This is a genomic window from Mycobacterium sp. IDUB_28 (assembly GCF_055419285.1).
In genome coordinates, this window is sequence record NZ_JBVAXK010000001.1 from 797,096 (window position 1) to 815,238 (window position 18,143).

General features: G+C 68.3%; 7 protein-coding genes. 4 read left to right on the top strand and 3 right to left on the bottom strand.

Features of this window, described 5'->3' with window-relative positions; translation table 11 throughout:
- Positions 1-2: 2 nt before the first annotated feature.
- Both ACZYZ9_RS03680 and ACZYZ9_RS03685 read right to left on the bottom strand, forming a co-directional pair.
- Positions 3-1,496 (bottom strand): ComEC/Rec2 family competence protein, encoded by a 1,494-nt coding sequence (locus tag ACZYZ9_RS03680; RefSeq protein WP_463824822.1) that lies wholly within the window; start codon positions 1,494-1,496, stop codon positions 3-5.
- A 74-nt stretch (positions 1,497-1,570) separates the two neighbouring features.
- Positions 1,571-2,422 carry a helix-hairpin-helix domain-containing protein gene (locus ACZYZ9_RS03685; RefSeq protein ID WP_463824823.1) on the bottom strand — a complete coding sequence of 284 codons (852 nt, stop codon included), beginning with the start codon at positions 2,420-2,422 and terminating at the stop codon, positions 1,571-1,573.
- A 190-nt stretch (positions 2,423-2,612) separates the two neighbouring features.
- Here ACZYZ9_RS03685 and ACZYZ9_RS03690 point away from each other — a divergent pair, with 190 nt between their 5' ends.
- The 3 genes from ACZYZ9_RS03690 to ACZYZ9_RS03700 are packed head-to-tail and all read left to right on the top strand — an operon-like array spanning position 2,613 to position 5,312.
- Positions 2,613-3,770, top strand: coding sequence for an acyl-CoA dehydrogenase family protein (locus ACZYZ9_RS03690; protein ID WP_463824824.1), 1,158 nt, complete (start codon positions 2,613-2,615; stop codon positions 3,768-3,770).
- 7 nt (positions 3,771-3,777) lie between these two features.
- Positions 3,778-4,884: an acyl-CoA dehydrogenase family protein gene (locus ACZYZ9_RS03695; RefSeq protein WP_463824825.1), complete on the top strand. Its 1,107-nt coding sequence runs from the start codon at positions 3,778-3,780 to the stop codon at positions 4,882-4,884.
- 5 nt (positions 4,885-4,889) lie between these two features.
- Positions 4,890-5,312 (top strand): PPOX class F420-dependent oxidoreductase, encoded by a 423-nt coding sequence (locus ACZYZ9_RS03700; RefSeq protein WP_463824826.1) that lies wholly within the window; start codon positions 4,890-4,892, stop codon positions 5,310-5,312.
- A 4-nt stretch (positions 5,313-5,316) separates the two neighbouring features.
- Here ACZYZ9_RS03700 and ACZYZ9_RS03705 read toward each other — a convergent pair whose 3' ends face one another.
- Positions 5,317-16,386 carry a type I polyketide synthase gene (locus ACZYZ9_RS03705; RefSeq protein ID WP_463824827.1) on the bottom strand — a complete coding sequence of 3,690 codons (11,070 nt, stop codon included), beginning with the start codon at positions 16,384-16,386 and terminating at the stop codon, positions 5,317-5,319.
- Positions 16,387-16,602: 216 nt separating this feature from the next.
- Between ACZYZ9_RS03705 and ACZYZ9_RS03710 the strand changes: the two genes are divergently transcribed.
- On the top strand, positions 16,603-18,024 hold the full coding sequence (locus ACZYZ9_RS03710) for a condensation domain-containing protein (protein WP_463824828.1): 1,422 nt from the start codon (positions 16,603-16,605) through the stop codon (positions 18,022-18,024).
- Positions 18,025-18,143 lie beyond the last annotated feature (119 nt).

The window sequence follows — 18,143 nt, forward strand, 5'->3', positions numbered from 1 at the left end:
GGCTACGCCGCGCTTGCGATCGCCACGGAAACCGACCAGGCCGTGAGGGAAAGGGCGCCGGCCAGCGCCCCGCAGACCGCGGCAACCCGAAACCAATGCCATCGCCACATCACCACCACCAGCACGCTGGTGCAGCCGACCACCACCAGGCCCGCGACGCCCGTCGGCACTGGCACCGCGGCACCTGGCACGCCGGCGGCCCAGTGCGCAACGCGTAGCGCCCACCACACCTCGGGCCCGGTGAACCGGATCAGCAGCTGCGATGCCGCCGGCCAGCACACCGCCAGCACCGCCGCGGCCGTGCCCAGCACAGTGATCGCGGCTATGACCGGCGCCACCACCAGATTGGCGACCACAGCGACCAGGCTGAACCGGCCGGAGATCGCTGCGACCAGTGGCGCGGTCACCACCTGAGCCGCCGCGGCAACGGCCAACGCGTCGGCCAACGGCTTCGGACAGCCGCGGGCGGTCAACCGGCGCGACCAGGCGGGCGCGACGACAACCAACGCGGCGGTGGCGATCACCGACAGTGCAAAACCGACGTCAACAGCCAGTTGCGGTGCCACCACCAGCAGCAACAACACCGTGGTGGCCAAAGCCGGAATGGCTTGCCGGCGTCGCGAGGTCAGCATCGCGGTCAGCGCGATCGCGCCCATCACGGCCGCCCGCAGCACGCTCGGCGTCGGCTGCACGACGATGACGAAAGCGATCAGTGCCAGCCCGGCCAGCGCCACGGCGGCCCGGGGCCCGATCAACCGTGCCGAAAGCAGCACCGCCGCGCAGACAATCGTGACGTTGGCCCCGGAGACCGCCGTGAGGTGCGTCATGCCGGCCGCGCGGAACTCACCGTTGGTTGCGGCACTGACCTGTGAGGTGTCGCCCAGGACCAGCGCGGGCAGCATTGCGGCCTCGTCCGCGGGCAACACCTGGTGTACAGCCACGCTGAAGCGACGGCGGACGGTGTGTGCGGCCTGTTGCACAGAATTCGCACTGCCGACCGTCGGATGGCCCGTGGCAGTTAGCACCGCAACCGTCAGGTCACGACGGGTGGGCTGAGTGATCCGTGCGGTGAACCGCACCGGCTGGCCCACCGACAGCTCGCCGAACCCACCGTCGGATTCTGAAGCGCGCGCGAAAACGACTGCACGGCCTGATATTTCGGCGTCGCGCAGCCGCAGCAGGGTGGCTCGGAACATCAGCCGGCCGGACCGCAGCAACAGCGGGCTCTCGCTCGGGCTGACCGTCACCGGCTCGACGGTGCCGAATGCCGCGGTGATCGGGTGGTGACCGAGCGCGTCGGTACGCAGCGCGATCGCCAGCCCGTAGCCGGTACCCACCACGCCGACCGCGACCAGACCGGCACCGACGAAAGTCGTTCCGCGACCCCGCCGCCACCACACCAGACCCGCCGTCGCCGTCAACATCGCGCAGCAGCTGGTCAGCGCCGCACCGATGGGCCAGACGATCCCACCGGCCGTCACGATCCAGGCGGTCATGGCAGCTGGCACCAGCCGCACGTCCAGGCGCGACGCCGGGTCCGGCACCAACCCCCCGGTCGGACGCTGCCGAGTCAAACACGAACCAGGGCGCGCAGTTTGTCCAGCCGCGCCGGCCCGATCCCGTCGACCTCCCCGAGCTGGTCGACGCTGGTGAACCTGCCGTTGGCCTGGCGCCAGGCCACGATCGCGGCCGCGGTGACCGGTCCGACCCCGGGCAGGGCGTCCAGCTGTTCCACGGTCGCCGTGTTCAGGTCGAGCGCCTGCTTTGCGGTACCGGGTTTGCCTGAGGTGGTCGCGACTTGCGATGGCACCGGTCCGGCTGGGCTGCCTGTGCCGACGGAGCTGCCGAGCACCGACGGTTTGCCCGACGGTGGCGCCAGGCCGACGACGATCTGTTCGCCGTCACCGAGCGGGCGGGCCATGTTGAGCCCGATGGTGTCTGCGCCGTCGACCGGCCCGCCGGCGGCCTGCAGTGCGTCGGCGATACGCGCACCTGGCGCCAAGGTCACCAAGCCGGGCTTGCGCACCAGGCCAACGACGCTGACTACGACTGGACCCACCGGTGGGCCGGGGCTGCCCGAGGACCTCGGCCCGGTCGACGAAACCCGTTCCACCGGCGGCAGTTTGGCCGAAGTGACCGGCGCCGGCCGGTCACGCACCAACGTGAAGACGGTGATCAGCACCGCCAGCGCGGCGATCACCGCCAACCCGACGGCACCGGCACGACCCGGATCGGCGCGCACCCGTTCCATCCAGCCGCGTCCACCAGAGGGCTCAGGAAGCCAGCGCGGCAACAACGAGTTCGGGTCGTCTTCGGTACCTGCTTCGCTGTCTTCAGCCTCGGATTCGGCTGCGTCGGAGTCGGTACCCGGGCCGGACCCGAACCGCCGGTGCAGTCGCTCCGCGGGAGGTTCTGTTCGCATGCGCCGACCGTAGGCGCGCCCACCGCCACACCAGCCCGAAAATCGGCACCTCAACACCCGGTTGTGGACTAACCCGAGGCTGTGCACGGGCGCCGGAACGGATGGGTCAAGATGGAACCGGCGCGAACGATCCGGGCCGGACGTCCACCGTCTCTCGACGAGCTCACGTTCACCGACACAGGAGGCTGCAATGAAGCTGGCGCTCACATCCGAGGAAGCCGCGTTCCGCGACGAACTTCGTACCTTCTTCACCACCGAAATCCCCGCCGAGATCCGGGACCGGGTTCGCCAGGGCGGATCGCTGACCCGCGAGCAGATCGTGACCAACCACAAGCTGTTGCACGAGAACGGGCTCGCCGTGCCCGGCTGGCCGGTCGAGTGGGGCGGCAAGGATTGGACACCCACCCAGTCGCAGATCTACAACGACGAGATGCAGCTGGCCAGTGTGCCCGAGCCGCTGAACTTCAACACCAAGATGGTCGGACCGGTGATCGCCGAATTCGGGTCCCAGGAGATCAAGGAACGGTTCCTGCCGCCCACGGCGGCGCTGGACATCTGGTGGTGCCAGGGCTTCTCCGAGCCCGAAGCCGGCTCAGACCTCGCCTCGCTGCGCACCACCGCGGTCCGCGATGGTGACACCTACGTGGTCAACGGGCAGAAGACGTGGACGACACTGGGTCAGTACGCGGACTGGATCTTCTGCCTGGTGCGCACCGATCCGCAGGCACCCAAACGGCAGGCGGGCATCTCGTTCCTGCTCATGGAGATGGACACCCCGGGTATCACGTGGCGCCCGATCAAATTGATCGACGGGGGCGTCGAAGTCAACGAGGTGTTCTTCTCCGATGTCCGGGTTCCCGCCAATCAGCTTGTCGGCGAAGAGAATCAGGGCTGGACGTACGCGAAGTTCCTGTTGGGCAACGAACGCACCGGCATCGCGCAGGTGGGTCGCACCAAGGTGCGGTTGGCCGAGGTGAAGCGGCACGCCGCGGAGAGCGGGCTGCTCGACGACCCGCTGTTCGCCGCGCGGCTGGCCGAAGCCGAAAACGAGGTGCTGGCACTGGAACTCACCCAGGCCCGGGTCGTCTCCGGTTCGTCGGGCGGTAAACCGAACCCAGCTTCGTCGGTGCTCAAATTGCGCGGCAGCCAGTTGCAGCAGCTGTCCACCGAGTTGATGCTCGAGGCGGCCGGTGCCGACGCGCTACCGATCGACGGTGACGAAATCGCTTCGCCGGCTTGGGCGCAAGCCAGTGCGCCACACTACCTCAACTACCGCAAGACCTCGATCTACGGCGGTAGCAACGAAGTTCAACGCAACATCATCGCGTCCACCATTCTGGGATTGTGAGGCAGTCATGGACTTTCAGTTGAGCGAAGAGCAGGTGCTGTTGCGCGACACCGCCCGGGAGCTGTTGTCGCGCAGCTACGACACGGAAAGCCGCAACAAGGTGGTCGACACCGAGCTCGGCTGGAGTCGTGAGGTGTGGAGTCAGTTGGCCGAGACCGGGATTCTGGGTCTCGGCTTCGATCCGGAAGAAGCCGGCCAACTGGAGATCGCCGTGGTCCTCACCGAAGTGGGGCGCCGCCTGGCGCCGGAGCCGATCGTGCACGCTGCCCTGGCCCCGGGTGCGCTGATCGCCGAACTCGGCAGTGCTGCGCAGAAGGAACTGCTCGACGAGGTCGCCGCGGGCCAACTGCTGCTGGCGTTCGCCCACCTGGAGCCCGGACAGCGGGGTGCGTCGGCGGAGATCGCCACTCGCGCTGTGCAGCAAGGTGATTCGTGGACTGTGAGCGGACGCAAGAACCCGGTGCTGGCCGGGCACTGCGCCGAGACGCTGGTGGTCAGCGCGACGTTGCCGGACGGCGGCACCGGCCTGTTCCTGGTCGACGCCGACAATGCCACCCGACGGTCCTACGCCACCTTCGACGGCCAGCGCGGCGCCCAGATCGACCTGGACGACGCCGCCGCCGAACCGCTGGGCGATGCCGCCGACGCCTCGGTGGCGATCCGCAACGCCGTCATCCGGATTCAGTCTTCGCTGTGTGCCGAAGCGCTGGGGGCGATGGAGGAAGCGCTGCGGCTGACCACTGAATACCTGAAAACCCGCAAACAATTCGGGGTCACCTTGAACAAATTCCAGGCGCTGACGCAGCGCGCCGCCGACATGTATGTCTCGCTGGAGTTGGCGCGCAGCATGAATCTGTACGCGGCGATGTCCATCGCCGACGGCAACTACGACCCGGTGATCGCCGCGCGCGCCAAGCTGCAGATCGGGCGCTCCGGCCGGCACATCGGGCAGGAGGCGATCCAACTGCACGGCGGCATCGGCATGACCGCGGAATACCCGGTGGGCCACTACACGGCGCGGCTCACCGCGATCGACAACACGCTGGGCTCCACCGGAGATCAGCTGCGGGTGCTCATCGACAACGTCGGCGAATACGACCTGGCAAAGTTGTAAATCGCATGGCCGAACTGTCCGACCGCGTCATCGCCTTCCTGTCCGAAGGCACTCGGACGGGCATGCTGGCCTTCACCGCCAGCGACGGCCGCCCGCTGGTGGCGCCGGTCTGGTTCGTCGTCGACGACGGCGCACTGGTGTTCACCACCGACAGCAGGACCGCGAAAGGGCGTGCGCTGCAGCGTGATCCACGGGCCACGATCTGCGTCGACGACCCGCACCCGCCCTACTCGTTCGTGCAGGTTCAGGGCCAGGCTTCGGTGAGCGACGATCCGCAGCAGCTGCTGGACATTGCGACCCGAACCGGCGCCCGGTACATGGGCGCCGATCGGGCTGCTGAGTTCGGCCGGCGCAACGCCGTGCCCGGCGAGCTGGTGGTGCGGCTGCGGCCCACCAAGGTGATCGCCGGGTTCGACGTCAGCGACTGACGCGTCAGTCAGCCGGCCCCGGTGCTGATTCGGACTCGCCGTCCGCGTCCTCGGCCTGCGGGACTTCCCCGTCCGTCTCCGGCAGCTGCTCGGCCAGATACTCGGCCAGCGACCGGATTGTCGGGTAGTCGAAGACCGCCGTGGCGCTGATGGTGAACGCCCCGCCGAACTGCGCGTGCAACCGGTTGCGCAGTTCCACCGCCATCAGCGAGTCGGTACCCAGGTCCAGGAACCGGCTGCTGGCCGCGGGCGGCTGCGCAAGCCGCAGGAACTGTTGCACCTCGTGCTGCAGGTACTCGCTGATGAAGTCGGCGCGTTGCGCTTCCGGCACTTCGTAGAGCTGACGCAACAATTCGCTGTCGCCGGGTGTCGCTGTGGCATCACTGGGCAGCAGGTGGTCGAGGATCGGCGGCCGGGCACCGCCGAGCATCTTGGCGAGCCGTTGCCAGTTGGCCTTGATCACGGTGACCTGCCCGGTGCCGTGGGCGAGGATCTCGCCCAGCGCACTCAGGGCCGCGCTGGGCTCCAGCGGAAGCAGGCCCTGTGCACCGAGATTGGCGCGCGCCGCATGTGACGTGGCCATGCCGCCCTTGCCCCACGGACCCCAGTTGATGCTGGCTGCGGGCAGACCTTGGGCCTTGCGGTAGGCGGCGAGTCCGTCCAGCAGTGCATTGGCCGCTGCATAGTTTGCCTGTCCGGGCGAGCCCAGCACGCTGGAGGCCGACGAATACAGCAAGAAGAAATCGAGGTCGTCGTCTGCCGTCAACCGATGCAAATGCCACGCCGCCAATGCTTTCGGTTGCAGGGTTGTCTGGAAGTGCGCCGCGTCCTGCTGGGTCAGCAGCGCGTCGTCGAGCACACCGGCCAGATGGGCCACCCCGGCCAGCGGCGGCAGCTCCGACCGGATCCGCCCCAGCAACTCGGCGGCCGCAGTCTCCTCACCGACGTCGGCGGCGAAGGTGTGGATCCGGCACCGGTACCGCTCGGTGATGTCGGCGATGGTCCGCTGCGCCTCGGCATCGGGCTCTCGCCGGCTGGTCAATACGATGTCGCCGGCGCCGAGCTGCGCCAGGTGGGCGGCTGTGTGCAGCCCGAGCGCTCCCAGACCACCGGTGATCAGGTAACTCCGATCACCGTGCAGCTGAAGCGGTTTGGGCATCTGTAGCACGATCTTGCCGATGTGACGTGCCTGCTGCATGCGGCGGAAGGCGGTCTTGGCTTCGGTCAGCGGATAGATCTCCACCGGTAGCGGCGACCACTCGCCGTTGCCCAGTCCCTCCGACACCTCGACCAGCAGACGCTGGATGTGCGCGGGGTCGGACACGATGGTGCCGTCCAGCGCGACGATCTCGTAGGCGATGTCCGGCCGTTCAGCCGCCATCTGTTCCGGCGACCAGATGTCGCGCTTGGCGATTTCGGCGAATCGTCCGTTGCGCGCGGTGGCCCGCACGGTGGCAGCGACGAACCCGTCATTGGTCAGGCTGTTGAGCACCACGTCGACACCGGCTCCCCCGGTGTCGGCGAGGATCTGGTCGGCGAAATCCGTACTGCGCGAGTCATAGACGTACTGCACGCCCAGTTTGCGCAGCATGGCCCGCTTATAGGTGCTGGCGGTGGCGAAGACCGTGGCACCGTGCTGTTGGGCCAACTGGACCGCGGCCAGCCCGACCCCACCGCTGGCTGCATGCACCAAGACCCGGTCGCCCGGCCGCAGCTTGGCCCAGTCGAACGCGAGTCGCGCGGTGAGTGCGGCGGCGGGAATGCTGGCCGCGTCGACCGCGCTCAGTCCCTTCGGAACGGGCGCCAGCAACTGCGCCGGCACGTTGACCCGGCTGGCGAACGCGCCCTGCATGAAGCCCATCACGCGTTGGCCGACCGCGAGTCCGGTTACGCCGCTGCCTAATTCGGTGACGATGCCGGAGAAGTCGCCACCGATCAGCCCCGGGTCGCCGGGATACAGGCCGAGCACGTTGAGCACATCCCGGAAGTTGAGGCCGGCGGCCTCCACCTGGATCTGCACCTGGCCCTCGCTGGGCGAGTTGACCTCTGACTCGGTCAGACGCAGGTTGTCGATCGCACCGCGCTCGGTCGGCGCCAGCACGTAGTCGCCGGCGCGGGGTACCGCGAGATGTCCGCTGCGGGCCCACGGCATCAGCCGCGAAACCAGGTACTTTCCTTGCCGCAGCGCGAATTCGGGTTCCTCGCCGGGAGCGCCGAGCAGTCTGGCCAGCGCGGACACCGCTTCCTCGGACCCGTCGTGGTCGACCAGGCGGCAGCGCAGGATCGGTTGTTCGGCGACGATGGTCCGTCCCAGCCCCCACAGCGCGGATTGCACCGGGTCGACAGGCTCACCCGGTTCTGCGGCGACGGCTCGTTCGGTGACGATCCACAGTCCGCCGGTGAGTTTCACCGTTTCGTCAGCCAGCAGCGGTTGCACCACGTCGATCACTTCGCCGATCTCGGTCTGCAGGCGCTGCGCGAACTCGGCGCTGGACTCCTCGCCGGCCGGTCCGGAGCTGCCGCGCAACACGATCCCGGAAATCGGCATTCCGCGGTCCTGGGCCTGCGCGATAAGCTGCCGCCACTGTTCGGCGTCGGCGTTGCGATCCACGCGCAGGCAGCCGGGCAACTCGGTGGCCAGCTCGTCGAATCCGGCGACAAGCCACGTGCCGGAGATGCTTTCATCACCATCGGACGGCGGCGGCGGCACCTCGTGCCAGCCCAGGGTGTACAGCAGTCTGGTGGCGTCACCTCCGAGCCCACGCAGCAACGCCTCGCGGGGCGCGCGCTTCACGGTGAACTCGCGGATACCGCCCAACAGGCGCCCGTCCCGGTCCACGAAATCGAGGTCGAAGACCTGTGTTTCGTTGTCCAGTGCATTGCCGTGCCACTTCGCCCGGCAAAAGAACCGGCGTGGCATCCGTTCGCGCAGCATCACTCGGCCGTACCGCAGCGGCAGAAACAGGTCGGCCACGCCGTGCTCGGCTGCCAGCAGCGCGGGGAACGCCGGGAAGGCGACACCGGTGCACAGGTCCAGCAGCACCGGATGGATCGGTTCCCCGCCGAGGTGCTCGCTGAGTTCGTCGCCGACGACGACATCGCCGATCGCCTCGCCTTCACCCACCCACAATGACTTCAGGGACGTCGACCAGGTTGGCCCCCAGGCCAATTCCATGTCGGCGAAGGTTTCGAACAGCTGTTGCGGCCGGGTGCGGCTCAGCTGCTCGGTCGCCGCTTCGACGGAATCCTCGGTATCCAGCGCCGACTCGTCGTCCACACCGGTCACGACGGTCCCGTCGGCGTTCAACGACCAGTCGACATCGCGCACCCCGTAGGGGCGGCTGTGCACCTTGAAGGTGAAGCCGCTGCCATCCTCGGTCGGGGTCAGCGTCAGCTGCACCTCACGAGAACTCTTCTCCGGCAGGATGATCGGCTCGTAGAAGAAGACATCCTGCACCCGCGCCGGCGGGCCGACGGCGGCAAGGGCCATCGCCGCGTACGTCGCGCCCGGGACGACGACCGTGCCGTAGATGACGTGATGAGCCAGCCACGGCTGCGATTTGACCGACAACCGGCTGGTGTAGACGGCGTCACCGGAGGCGAGGTCTTTTGCGCTGCCCAGGATCCCGGACGCCGCGACACCTTCGCCGCCGCCGATGATGCCGGAGGTCTTGGGCCAGAAGTGCCGGCGCTGAAACGGATAGGTCGGCAGTTCGAGCCGGCGGCGCGGCGAGTGATACAGCTTGGCGAAATCCGGACGATGCCCCGAAACATAGGCTGTGGCAACCGCTTCGGCGATCTGGCGCCGCGCGTCGGTGCCCTTGCGCAGCGAGACGATCGCGCGGGGCGCGGTCGCGTGCTCGGGCCACACCTGCACCGCGGCCGCGGTCAGGATCGGCTGCGGACCCAATTCCATCAACACCGTGCATCCCAGCTGCGCCACCGTGCGCACGCTTTCGGCAAACTGCACCGGCTGCCGGGAGTGCCGCCGCCAGTACTGCGCGTTGAGCGGGGTTTCGGCGCTGAGTACCCCGCCGGTGCGGTTGCAGACCAGCGGTCGAGTCGGAACCGCGAACTGGAAACCCGCCGCATACGACTCGAACTCGTCCAGCGCGGGTTCCAGCAACTCCGAATGGAAGGCGTGGCTGGTGTCCAGCCAGTTGCAGCGGATCCCGTCCTCGCTGAGGGCTTCGACGACCTGCTCCAAGTCCTCGCCCGGGCCCGACAGCACCGTGTTAGGGCCGTTGTAGGCGGCGACCGAAACCCGCGGCGACTTGTCGGCGACGGCCTCGACGTGTCCGGCATCGGCGAAGACTGCGACCATTCTGCCGCCGGCCGGCAGATTGCCGAACAACCGACCGCGTTCGGCGATCAGCCGGGCCCCGTCCTCGAGGCTGAACACTTCGGCCACGCAGGCGGCCGCGTACTGGCCCACGCTGTGCCCGAGAACCACGTCGGGCTCGATGCCCCACGACTGCCACAGCCGGGCCAGACCCATCTCGACGGCAAACAACGCCGGCTGCGCGAAAGACGTGTGCCGCAACGTTTCCGAACTGTCCCGGTCGGTGGCGAACATCACCTCCAACAGTGGCCGCGGCAGCAGGTCATCGACCGCGGCGGCACATCGCTGCAGGACGTCGGCGAATACCGGTTCGGCAGCGAACAACTCGCGTGCCATGCCCGGGTACTGACTGCCCTGCCCGGTGAACAACCACGCCGTGGTCGGCGGGTCGGCGCATTCGCCGCGCAGCACCCCCGGTCGCAGCCGATTCTCGGTCAACTCGACCAGCTGGTCGCGGGCGTTGCGCACCGGGTCCCCGCCCGGGTCCAGAACCAGCGCGGCCCGGTGTTCGAACTGTGAGCGGCCCACTCCGGCGGTGAAGCAGACGTCGGCGATGTCGACCTCAGGATGCGCGTCGAGCCATTCGCAGTACCGCTGCGCCAACGCCGTCAGCGCCTGCGGGGAGCGCGCCGACAGCGGCAACACCTTGACCTGTTCGTCAGCGGTGTCCGCCTTCGGCGCCACCACCCCGTCGTCATCGGTGCCGGCCAGGTCGTCGACAACCGGCGGCGCCTCCTCGATCAGTACGTGCGCGTTGGTGCCGGTGAAGCCGAACGAGCTCACCCCGGCCCGCCGCGGCCTGCCGTTGGTCTGCCACGGCATCGGCTCGTCCACCACCCGCACCGGTAGCGAACTCCACGGGATATGCGGCGACGGGTTCCCGAAATGCAGTAGGTGCGGCAGCATTTCGTGCTGCATCGACAACACGACTTTGATCAGTCCGGCGACGCCCGCAGCGGACTCGAGGTGGCCGATGTTGGTCTTGACCGATCCGAGCAGCAGGGGCCGGTCCGGGGTGCGGCCGGTACCGTAGGCGGCCGCGGCGGCCTGCACCTCGATCGGGTCACCGAGCGCGGTGCCCGTCCCGTGCGCCTCGAGATAGTCGACGTCGCCGCCGCTCAAACCGGCGCGCGTCAGTGCCGAGGCGATAAGGCGTTGCTGCGCACCGCCGTTGGGCACTGTGAGACCACTGGAAGCGCCGTCCTGGTTGACCGCGCTGCCGCGGATCACCGCGCAGATCCGGTCCCCGGCACGCTCAGCGTCGCTGAGTCTCTTGAGCACCAGAATCCCGCAGCCTTCGCTGCGCACGTACCCGTCGGCCGCGGCGTCGAAGGTCTTGCAACGACCGTCGGGCGAGAGCATCCGGGCTCGGGAGGCGGCGACGATGGACGCGGGGCTCAGCAACACGTTGACCCCGCCGGCCAGCGCCAGATCGCAGTCACCGGAGTGCAGTGCCTGGCAGGCCTGGTGGACAGCCACCAGCGACGAACTGCAGGCAGTGTCCACCGCCACCGCAGGGCCCTCCAGCCCGAGCGCGAACGCCACCCGGCCCGCGATGGCGTTGAGCGCATTGCCGGTGATGAAGTGGGCTTCGATGCTGTCCACCGAGTCCCGCGACAGCAGATGCGAATACTCGTTGGCGGCCACCCCGACGAAGATGCCGCTGCGGCTGCCGCGCAACGCCGTCGGCGAATATCCGGCGCGCTCCAAACCCTCCCAGACGATCTCCAGCATCAACCGCTGCTGAGGATCGATCCACACGGCCTCGCGCGGGGAGATGCCGAAGAACTCCGGATCGAATTCCGCGATGCCTTCCAGGTACCCCCCGTTGCGGCTGTAGATCTTGCCCGGCGTCTCGGGATCCGGGTCGTAGAACTCGTCGATGTCGAACCGGTCCTCGGGGATCTCACGGATCGCGTCGACACCGCCGGACAACAGGTCCCAGTACGCTTCGGGATTGGGCGAACCCGGAAAGCGGCACGCCACCGCGACGATCGCGATCGGCTCGTCGGCGGCTCCGGACGTCAACGACGTCGGCTGGGTCGGCGCCGCGGCCGCCGAGGGCTGGGCACCCAGTCGCAGTACGTCGCCGAGCAGGTAGTCCGCCACGTCGACCAGGCGCGGATGATCCATCGCCAGCGTCGCCGGCAGATCCCTGCCGACGGCCTGCTCGACCCGCCGCCGCAGTTCGACGGCCATCAACGAGTCCATACCGAGGTCGAAGAAGCCGGCCTCCTCGCGGATTTCGGACCCGTCGGTCCGGGTCACGTCCGCCACCACGTCGCGCAGGAACTCGACCAGAATCTTCTTGCGCTGCTGCACCGGAGCCGCGGTCAGCTGCTCGACCAATCGAGTGGGACCGGATGCCCCCGATGCCGCTGCCGCCGTTCCGGACTCGGGCACCTCGCGCTCGAGCTCCGCGAGGAAGGACCGCCGGCCACCCAGCTGGTACAGCGGCAGGAAGCGGGCCCAATCAACCCGTGCCACAACGCCGTTCGGGGTCTCCGATGCCGCCGCCATGACCTCGGCCATCCCGGCCAGCGCGTCAGCGGACGACAGAGCTTTGACGCCGCGCTGCTCGAGACGGGCGCGGGCGTCCTCGTCGGCCATGCCGGACGCTCCGGACAGCCCGGACATCCAGGGACCGAAGTTCACGCTCATGGCGGGCACGCCCTGTTCGCGCAACCGCCACACCAACCCGTCGAGGAAGGCGTTGGCGGCACTGTAGGCGGTCTGGCCGAAGCTGCCCCAGACCGCGGCGATCGAGGAGGTGCACAGGAAGAAGTCCAGTTTCTGGTCCCCGGGCAAATCCGCCACAGCCTCACTCAAATGCCAAGCGCCCCAGACTTTTCCAGCAAAGACACGGTCAACTTCGGTGTCCTCGAGAGTCTGCAGGGGTGTGTTGCCGATCTCACCGGCGGCGTGCACGATGCCTGCCAGCGCGGGCAGCTCGGACTGCACGGTGGCCATCAGGCGGGCCACGTCGTGCGGGTCGGCGACGTCGGCCGCGACCACCCTGATCTGGCAGTCATGCTCGCCGCTGATGGCCTCGATGCGCTGCCGGGCACCGTCACCGGGCGCCCGCCGACCGGTCAAAACCAGCTGCCGGGCACCGCGCGACGCCAGGTATCCGGCAATCTCCAGACCGACGGCACCCAGCCCACCGGTCACCAGATACGTTGCGTCAGAACGGAGTTGCAGCGGCGCGGCGACCGGCAGGCCGGGCCGACGGTGCAGCCGGGGAACGTAGACAGCCTGGTCGCGCAACGCGATCTGGTCTTCTCGGACCGCCGAGTTGGGTGAGGTCACGGCCAGCTGGTCGATCAGTCGGGACCACTCGTCGGTGCTGCCGTCGGGCAGGTCTGCCAGCCCGCCCCACACCTGCGGATGCTCCAGCGCGGCCGCGCGACCGAATCCCCAGAGGCAGCTCTGCACCGGCGACACGACGTCGGCGTCGACGACCCGCTGCGCACCGCGGGTGACCAGCCAGATAGGGGTACGCAGTTCGGCGGCAACGGCGGCGCGGAACAGGTGTTTGGCTCCGCCGAGCACCCGGTGCTGCATCCGCAGCAGCGAACGCATCGACGGCGCAGTGGAGACACCGCCGCGTTCCAGGGCAGCCAGGCACAGGATGCGCAGCGAGGGTTCCTCGGCCACCGCGGCGCGCAATGCGGCTTCGAGTCGGTCGCGGTCCGCGTCGGAGGCCGGCAACCCGAGGATCCGGTACCGGTGACCCCGCGCGGTCAGCGCCTCGGTCAACGACGCGGCGAGTTCGGCGTCGTCACCGATGAGCAGCCAGGCCGAGCCCTCACCGGCGCCCACCTTGGCCACCGCAGACTTCTGCCAGCGCATCTCGTAGCGCGCGTCGACGATCGACTGCACCGCCCGCTGGCGATTATGCTGCGCGGCAAACTTTTTCAAAATTTCCGCAGTCTGTTGGTTGCCGCTGTCACCGTCGAGCAGCGCGGCGAGTTCGTCGATCCGGCCGTCCTCGAGCAGGCGCACCGCCTCGGTCCGCGCAGCGGGGGCGGCGGTCTCGGCGACCGGGGCGCGGCTGTCCCGGTACCAGTACGGGCGGCGCTGGAACGGGTAAGTGGGCAGGTCGAGCTTGTGGGTGGCCCCATGCTGCAGCGCGCCGAAATCAGGCAGGTGCCCCGTGGTGTAGGCGCTGGCCAGGGCTTCGGTGATCTGGCGGTGGTCGGCACCGTTGCGGCGCAGCGACGCGATCGCGCGCGGCGCGGTGGCCGGGTCGGGCCAGACCCGCAGTGCCGCGGCGGTGAGCACCGGCTGCGGCCCGACCTCCAGCAGTGCCGCGCAGCCGAGGTCGGCCAAAGTGGCCACGCTCTTGGCGAATTCGATCGGCTGGCGCGCATGACGACGCCAGTAGCGCGCGTCCAGTTTCACCGTCCTGCCCAGCGCGGCACCGGTGCGGTTGCACACCAGCAGACGCTGCGGCGAGCGGTATTCGAAACGGCTTGCGTACGACTCGAATTCGTCGAGGGCCGGATCCAACAGCGCCGAGTGGAACGCGTGGCTGGTGTCCAGCCAGTCGCACCGCACTCCGTCGGCGGTCAGCGCGGCCACCGCCCGGTCCAGATCCTCGGCAGGTCCCGACAGCACGGTGTTGGCGCCGTTGTAGGCGGCCACCGAGAGTCGGGGGAATTCATCGGTGAAGCTCTCCACCCGCTCGGCGGCGGCGAACACCGCAACCATCCGGCCACCCGCGGGCAGGTTCCCGAACAGACGGCCGCGTTCGGCGAGCAGCAACGCGCCGTCTTCGAGGCTGAAGACACCGGCGACGCAGGCCGCCGAGTACTGGCCGACGCTGTGCCCGAGCACGACGTCGGGCTGAAGTCCCCACGACTGCCAGAGCCGGGCCAGACCCATCTCCACCGCGAACAGGGCGGGCTGGGCATAGCTGGTCTGGCGCAAGGTGTCTGATCCGTCGGGCGCGAAGATGACGTCCAGCAGCGGCTGGTCCAGCACGGCGTCGACCACTGCCGCGCACCGGGTCATCGTCTCGGCAAACACCGGTTCGGTCTCGAACAACTCCCGGGCCATGCCGGCGAACTGGCTGCCCTGGCCGGGGAACAGCCAGGCCGTCTTCGGGACGTCGGCAGCGGACTCACCGCGCACCAGGCCGGGGGCCGGTCGGTCGTCGGCCAGCGCGCCCAACAGCTCACTCGCGGACTCCACCGAATTCACCACCAGCGCGGCGCGGTGCTCGAAGTGGGAACGACCCACACCGGCGGTGAAGCACAGATCGGTCAGAGCGGCCTCGGGATGCGCGGTCATCCACTCGCGATACCGCTGCGCGAGCTGCACCAGGGCGGCCGGGCTGCGGGCCGACAGCGGCAGCAGGCTGAACCGGCGGTCCTCACTGTCGTCGATCACGGCGGGTGCGGGCACCCGAGCGGGCGCTTCTTCGAGGATGACGTGCGCGTTGGTCCCGGAGAACCCGAACGAACTGACCCCGGCGATGCGCGGCGCGCCGTTGCGTTCCCAGGCGGTGGCCTCCTGCACGACGCGCACCGCGAGCCGGTCCCACGGGATGTGCGGCGACGGTTTGCGGAAATTGAGGTGCTTGGGCAGCGCCTCGTGCTCCAGCGCCAGGATGACCTTGATCACACCGGCGATTCCGGCGGCCGCTTCCAGGTGCCCGATGTTGGTCTTGACTGACCCGATCAGCAGCGGGCGGCCCGGGTCGCGACCCTTGCCGAGCGCCGCACCGGCGGCCTGCACCTCGATCGGATCACCCAGCGAGGTCCCGGTCCCGTGCGCCTCCAGGTATCCGACGTCACTGGCTGCGACGCCGGCGCGGTGCAGGGCCTCGGTGATCACCCGCTGCTGGGCGACCCCGTTGGGAACCGTCAGACCACCCGAAGCGCCGTCCTGATTGATCGCGCTGCCGCGAATCACGGCCCGGATACGGTCGCCATCGCGGATCGCGTCGTCGAGCCGTTTGATGACGATGACGCCGCAACCCTCGCCCCGCACGTAGCCGTCTGCGGCCGCGTCGAACGTCTTGCAGCGTCCGTCCGGCGCAAGCATGTGCGCATGCGAGAACGTGATCATGGTCGCGGGGCTGAGCAGCACGTTGGCCCCGCCGGCCAGCGCCAGGTCACACTCGCCCAACCGCAGCGCCTGGCACGCCTGATGGATCGCCACCAGCGACGAGCTGCACGCGGTGTCGACCGTCACCGCCGGGCCCTGCAGTCCCAGGCGATAACTGATCCGGCCGGCTGCCGCAGCAGCCGCCGTGCCGATCGCCATGTAGGCCTCGATCTCGGCGTAGTCGAGTTCGTCGGACGCCATGCCCAGGTAGTCATGGGTGGACAGACCCATGAACACCCCGGTGTTGGAATTGGCCAGCGCCATCGGGGCGGTACCGGAGTGCTCCACCGCCTGCCACGCCGTCTCCAGCAGCAGCCGATGCTGCGGGTCCATCAACCGCACCTCGCGGGTCGAGACCCCGAAGAACGGCGCGTCGAACCCCGTCACGTCCTCGATGAATCCTGCGCGGCGCGCAACCATTTTTCCCGGCGCGTCCGGATCGGGGTCGAAGAACTCATCGACGTCCCACCGGTCCCGGGGCACGTCGGAGACCGCATCGCGGCCCTGCCGCAGCACGTCCCAGAACTCGTCTGCATCGGCAGCACCGGGGAACCGCGCCGCATAACCGACGATTGCAAACCCTGATGTCGGCCCCGTCGGTTCCGCCACGATTGCCATGCATTGCCCTCTCTGGTCGGCCGGCCCGGTTGCGCTGCAGCCGCACCCTTCCCGCGCCCAGTATGGCAAGCGAGCGGATCCGCCACGCCGCGACTAAGCAAGGTCACAGGTTGCGACCCCGTTCCGGCCGTGCTCACCGGTGCCATCGGGGAACGGTTATGTTGATCTGGGTAACAGCGCGGCCGCACCGGGGTAGCGCAGACCCGGGAGGAAATATTGCGCATCGGGAAAATCACGATCGGCACCATCAATCAATGGAGCTTTCGGCCCGGGACGGTTATCTCCTGGCACCCGACCGATGCAGCGCGGGAAAAGGCACGGCAGGCTCCGGTCAGTTCGGTTCCGGTCAGCTACATGCAGGCCCAGCATCTGCGGAATTATCACGAGCGCACCTCCGCTGGACTCGACTTTTCCCGGCTCATACTCGCCGGCTGCGAGGTTCCCGGTCACTGCGATATCGACATCATGGATCGAGCACTCAACGCCTACCTGCGCCGCCACGACACCTACCGCAGCTGGTTCGAATGCACCGACACCGGTGATCTGGTCCGCCACACCCTCGCCGATCCGACGGACATCGAATTCGCTCCGGTCAATCACGGTCAAATGGATGCCGACGAGATTCGGCGGCATGTGATCTCCACACCGAATCCCCTGGAATGGGGTTGCTTCAGCTTCGGCATCGTGCAGAGTGACGACCAGTTCACCTTCTATGCCAGCATCGATCACGTCCACGGGGACGCGACGCTGATCGGCATCACCATGCTGGAATCTCACGCGATGTATCAGTCGCTGACCGCCGGCAACGGACCGCTCGCCTTGCCCGAGACCGGCAGCTACGACGACTTCTGCGTCCAGCAGCGTGACTTCACCGCGCAGTTGACCGAGGATTCGCCACAGGTGCGCGCCTGGATCGACTTCGCCGAGAACAACGGCGGCGGCTTTCCCGAATTCCCGCTTCCGCTGGGCAATCCGCGCAAGCCGTCCGACAGCGACATGGTCACCCTCCAACTGATGGACCCGGAGCAGACGGCCCAATTCGAATCCGCGTGCGACGGTGCCGGCGCCCGGTTCATCGGCGGCCTGTTCGCCTGCATGGCCCTGGTCGAACATGAGTTCACCGGTGCCCTGACCTACTACGGCCTGACCCCGCGCGATACCCGCCGCACGTCGGAGAATTTCATGACCCAGGGCTGGTTCACCGGCTTGGTCCCGATCACCATTCCGATCGCCGCGGCATCGTTCGGGGACGCGGCGTGGGCCGCGCAGAATTCCTTCGACTCGGGCCTGGACATGGCGAAGGTCCCGTTCTACCGGGTGCTGGAGTTGGCCCCTTGGCTCAACTGGCCCCGGCCGAATTTCCCGGTCTCGAATTTTCTGCACGGCGACGCGGCTCCGCTCAACGCCGTGTTGGCCGCCGCCGACATGGGTTATGCCGACAACATCGGGATCTACTCCGACGGCCGGTATTCCTATCAACTGACCATCTACATATTCCGGTACGGGCAGGGCACTTCGATGGCGGTGATGTTCCCCGACAACCCGGTCGCGCAGAAGTCCGTCGCCCGCTACCTGCAGGCGATGAAGTCGGTGTGCACCCGAGTTGCTGAGAGCGGTGATTGGGGCCGCGTTGCGTAGTGTGGGGTAGTTCGATGGATAGCGCTGTCCCGAAATGCCCGGTCTCCGATCCGGCGCGGTGCGCCGTTTCGCGCGGAATGGCAAGTGGGACAACGAGTGTCGCTGGGGGGCGCACGCTG

Excerpts from the sequence above, each read along its gene's own strand:
- ACZYZ9_RS03680 (WP_463824822.1), bottom strand. The coding sequence starts at position 1,496 with ATGACCGCCTGGATCGTGACGGCCGGTGGGATCGTCTGGCCCATCGGT.
- ACZYZ9_RS03685 (WP_463824823.1), bottom strand. The coding sequence starts at position 2,422 with ATGCGAACAGAACCTCCCGCGGAGCGACTGCACCGGCGGTTCGGGTCC.
- ACZYZ9_RS03690 (WP_463824824.1), top strand. The coding sequence starts at position 2,613 with ATGAAGCTGGCGCTCACATCCGAGGAAGCCGCGTTCCGCGACGAACTT.
- ACZYZ9_RS03695 (WP_463824825.1), top strand. The coding sequence starts at position 3,778 with ATGGACTTTCAGTTGAGCGAAGAGCAGGTGCTGTTGCGCGACACCGCC.
- ACZYZ9_RS03700 (WP_463824826.1), top strand. The coding sequence starts at position 4,890 with ATGGCCGAACTGTCCGACCGCGTCATCGCCTTCCTGTCCGAAGGCACT.
- ACZYZ9_RS03705 (WP_463824827.1), bottom strand. The coding sequence starts at position 16,386 with ATGGCAATCGTGGCGGAACCGACGGGGCCGACATCAGGGTTTGCAATC.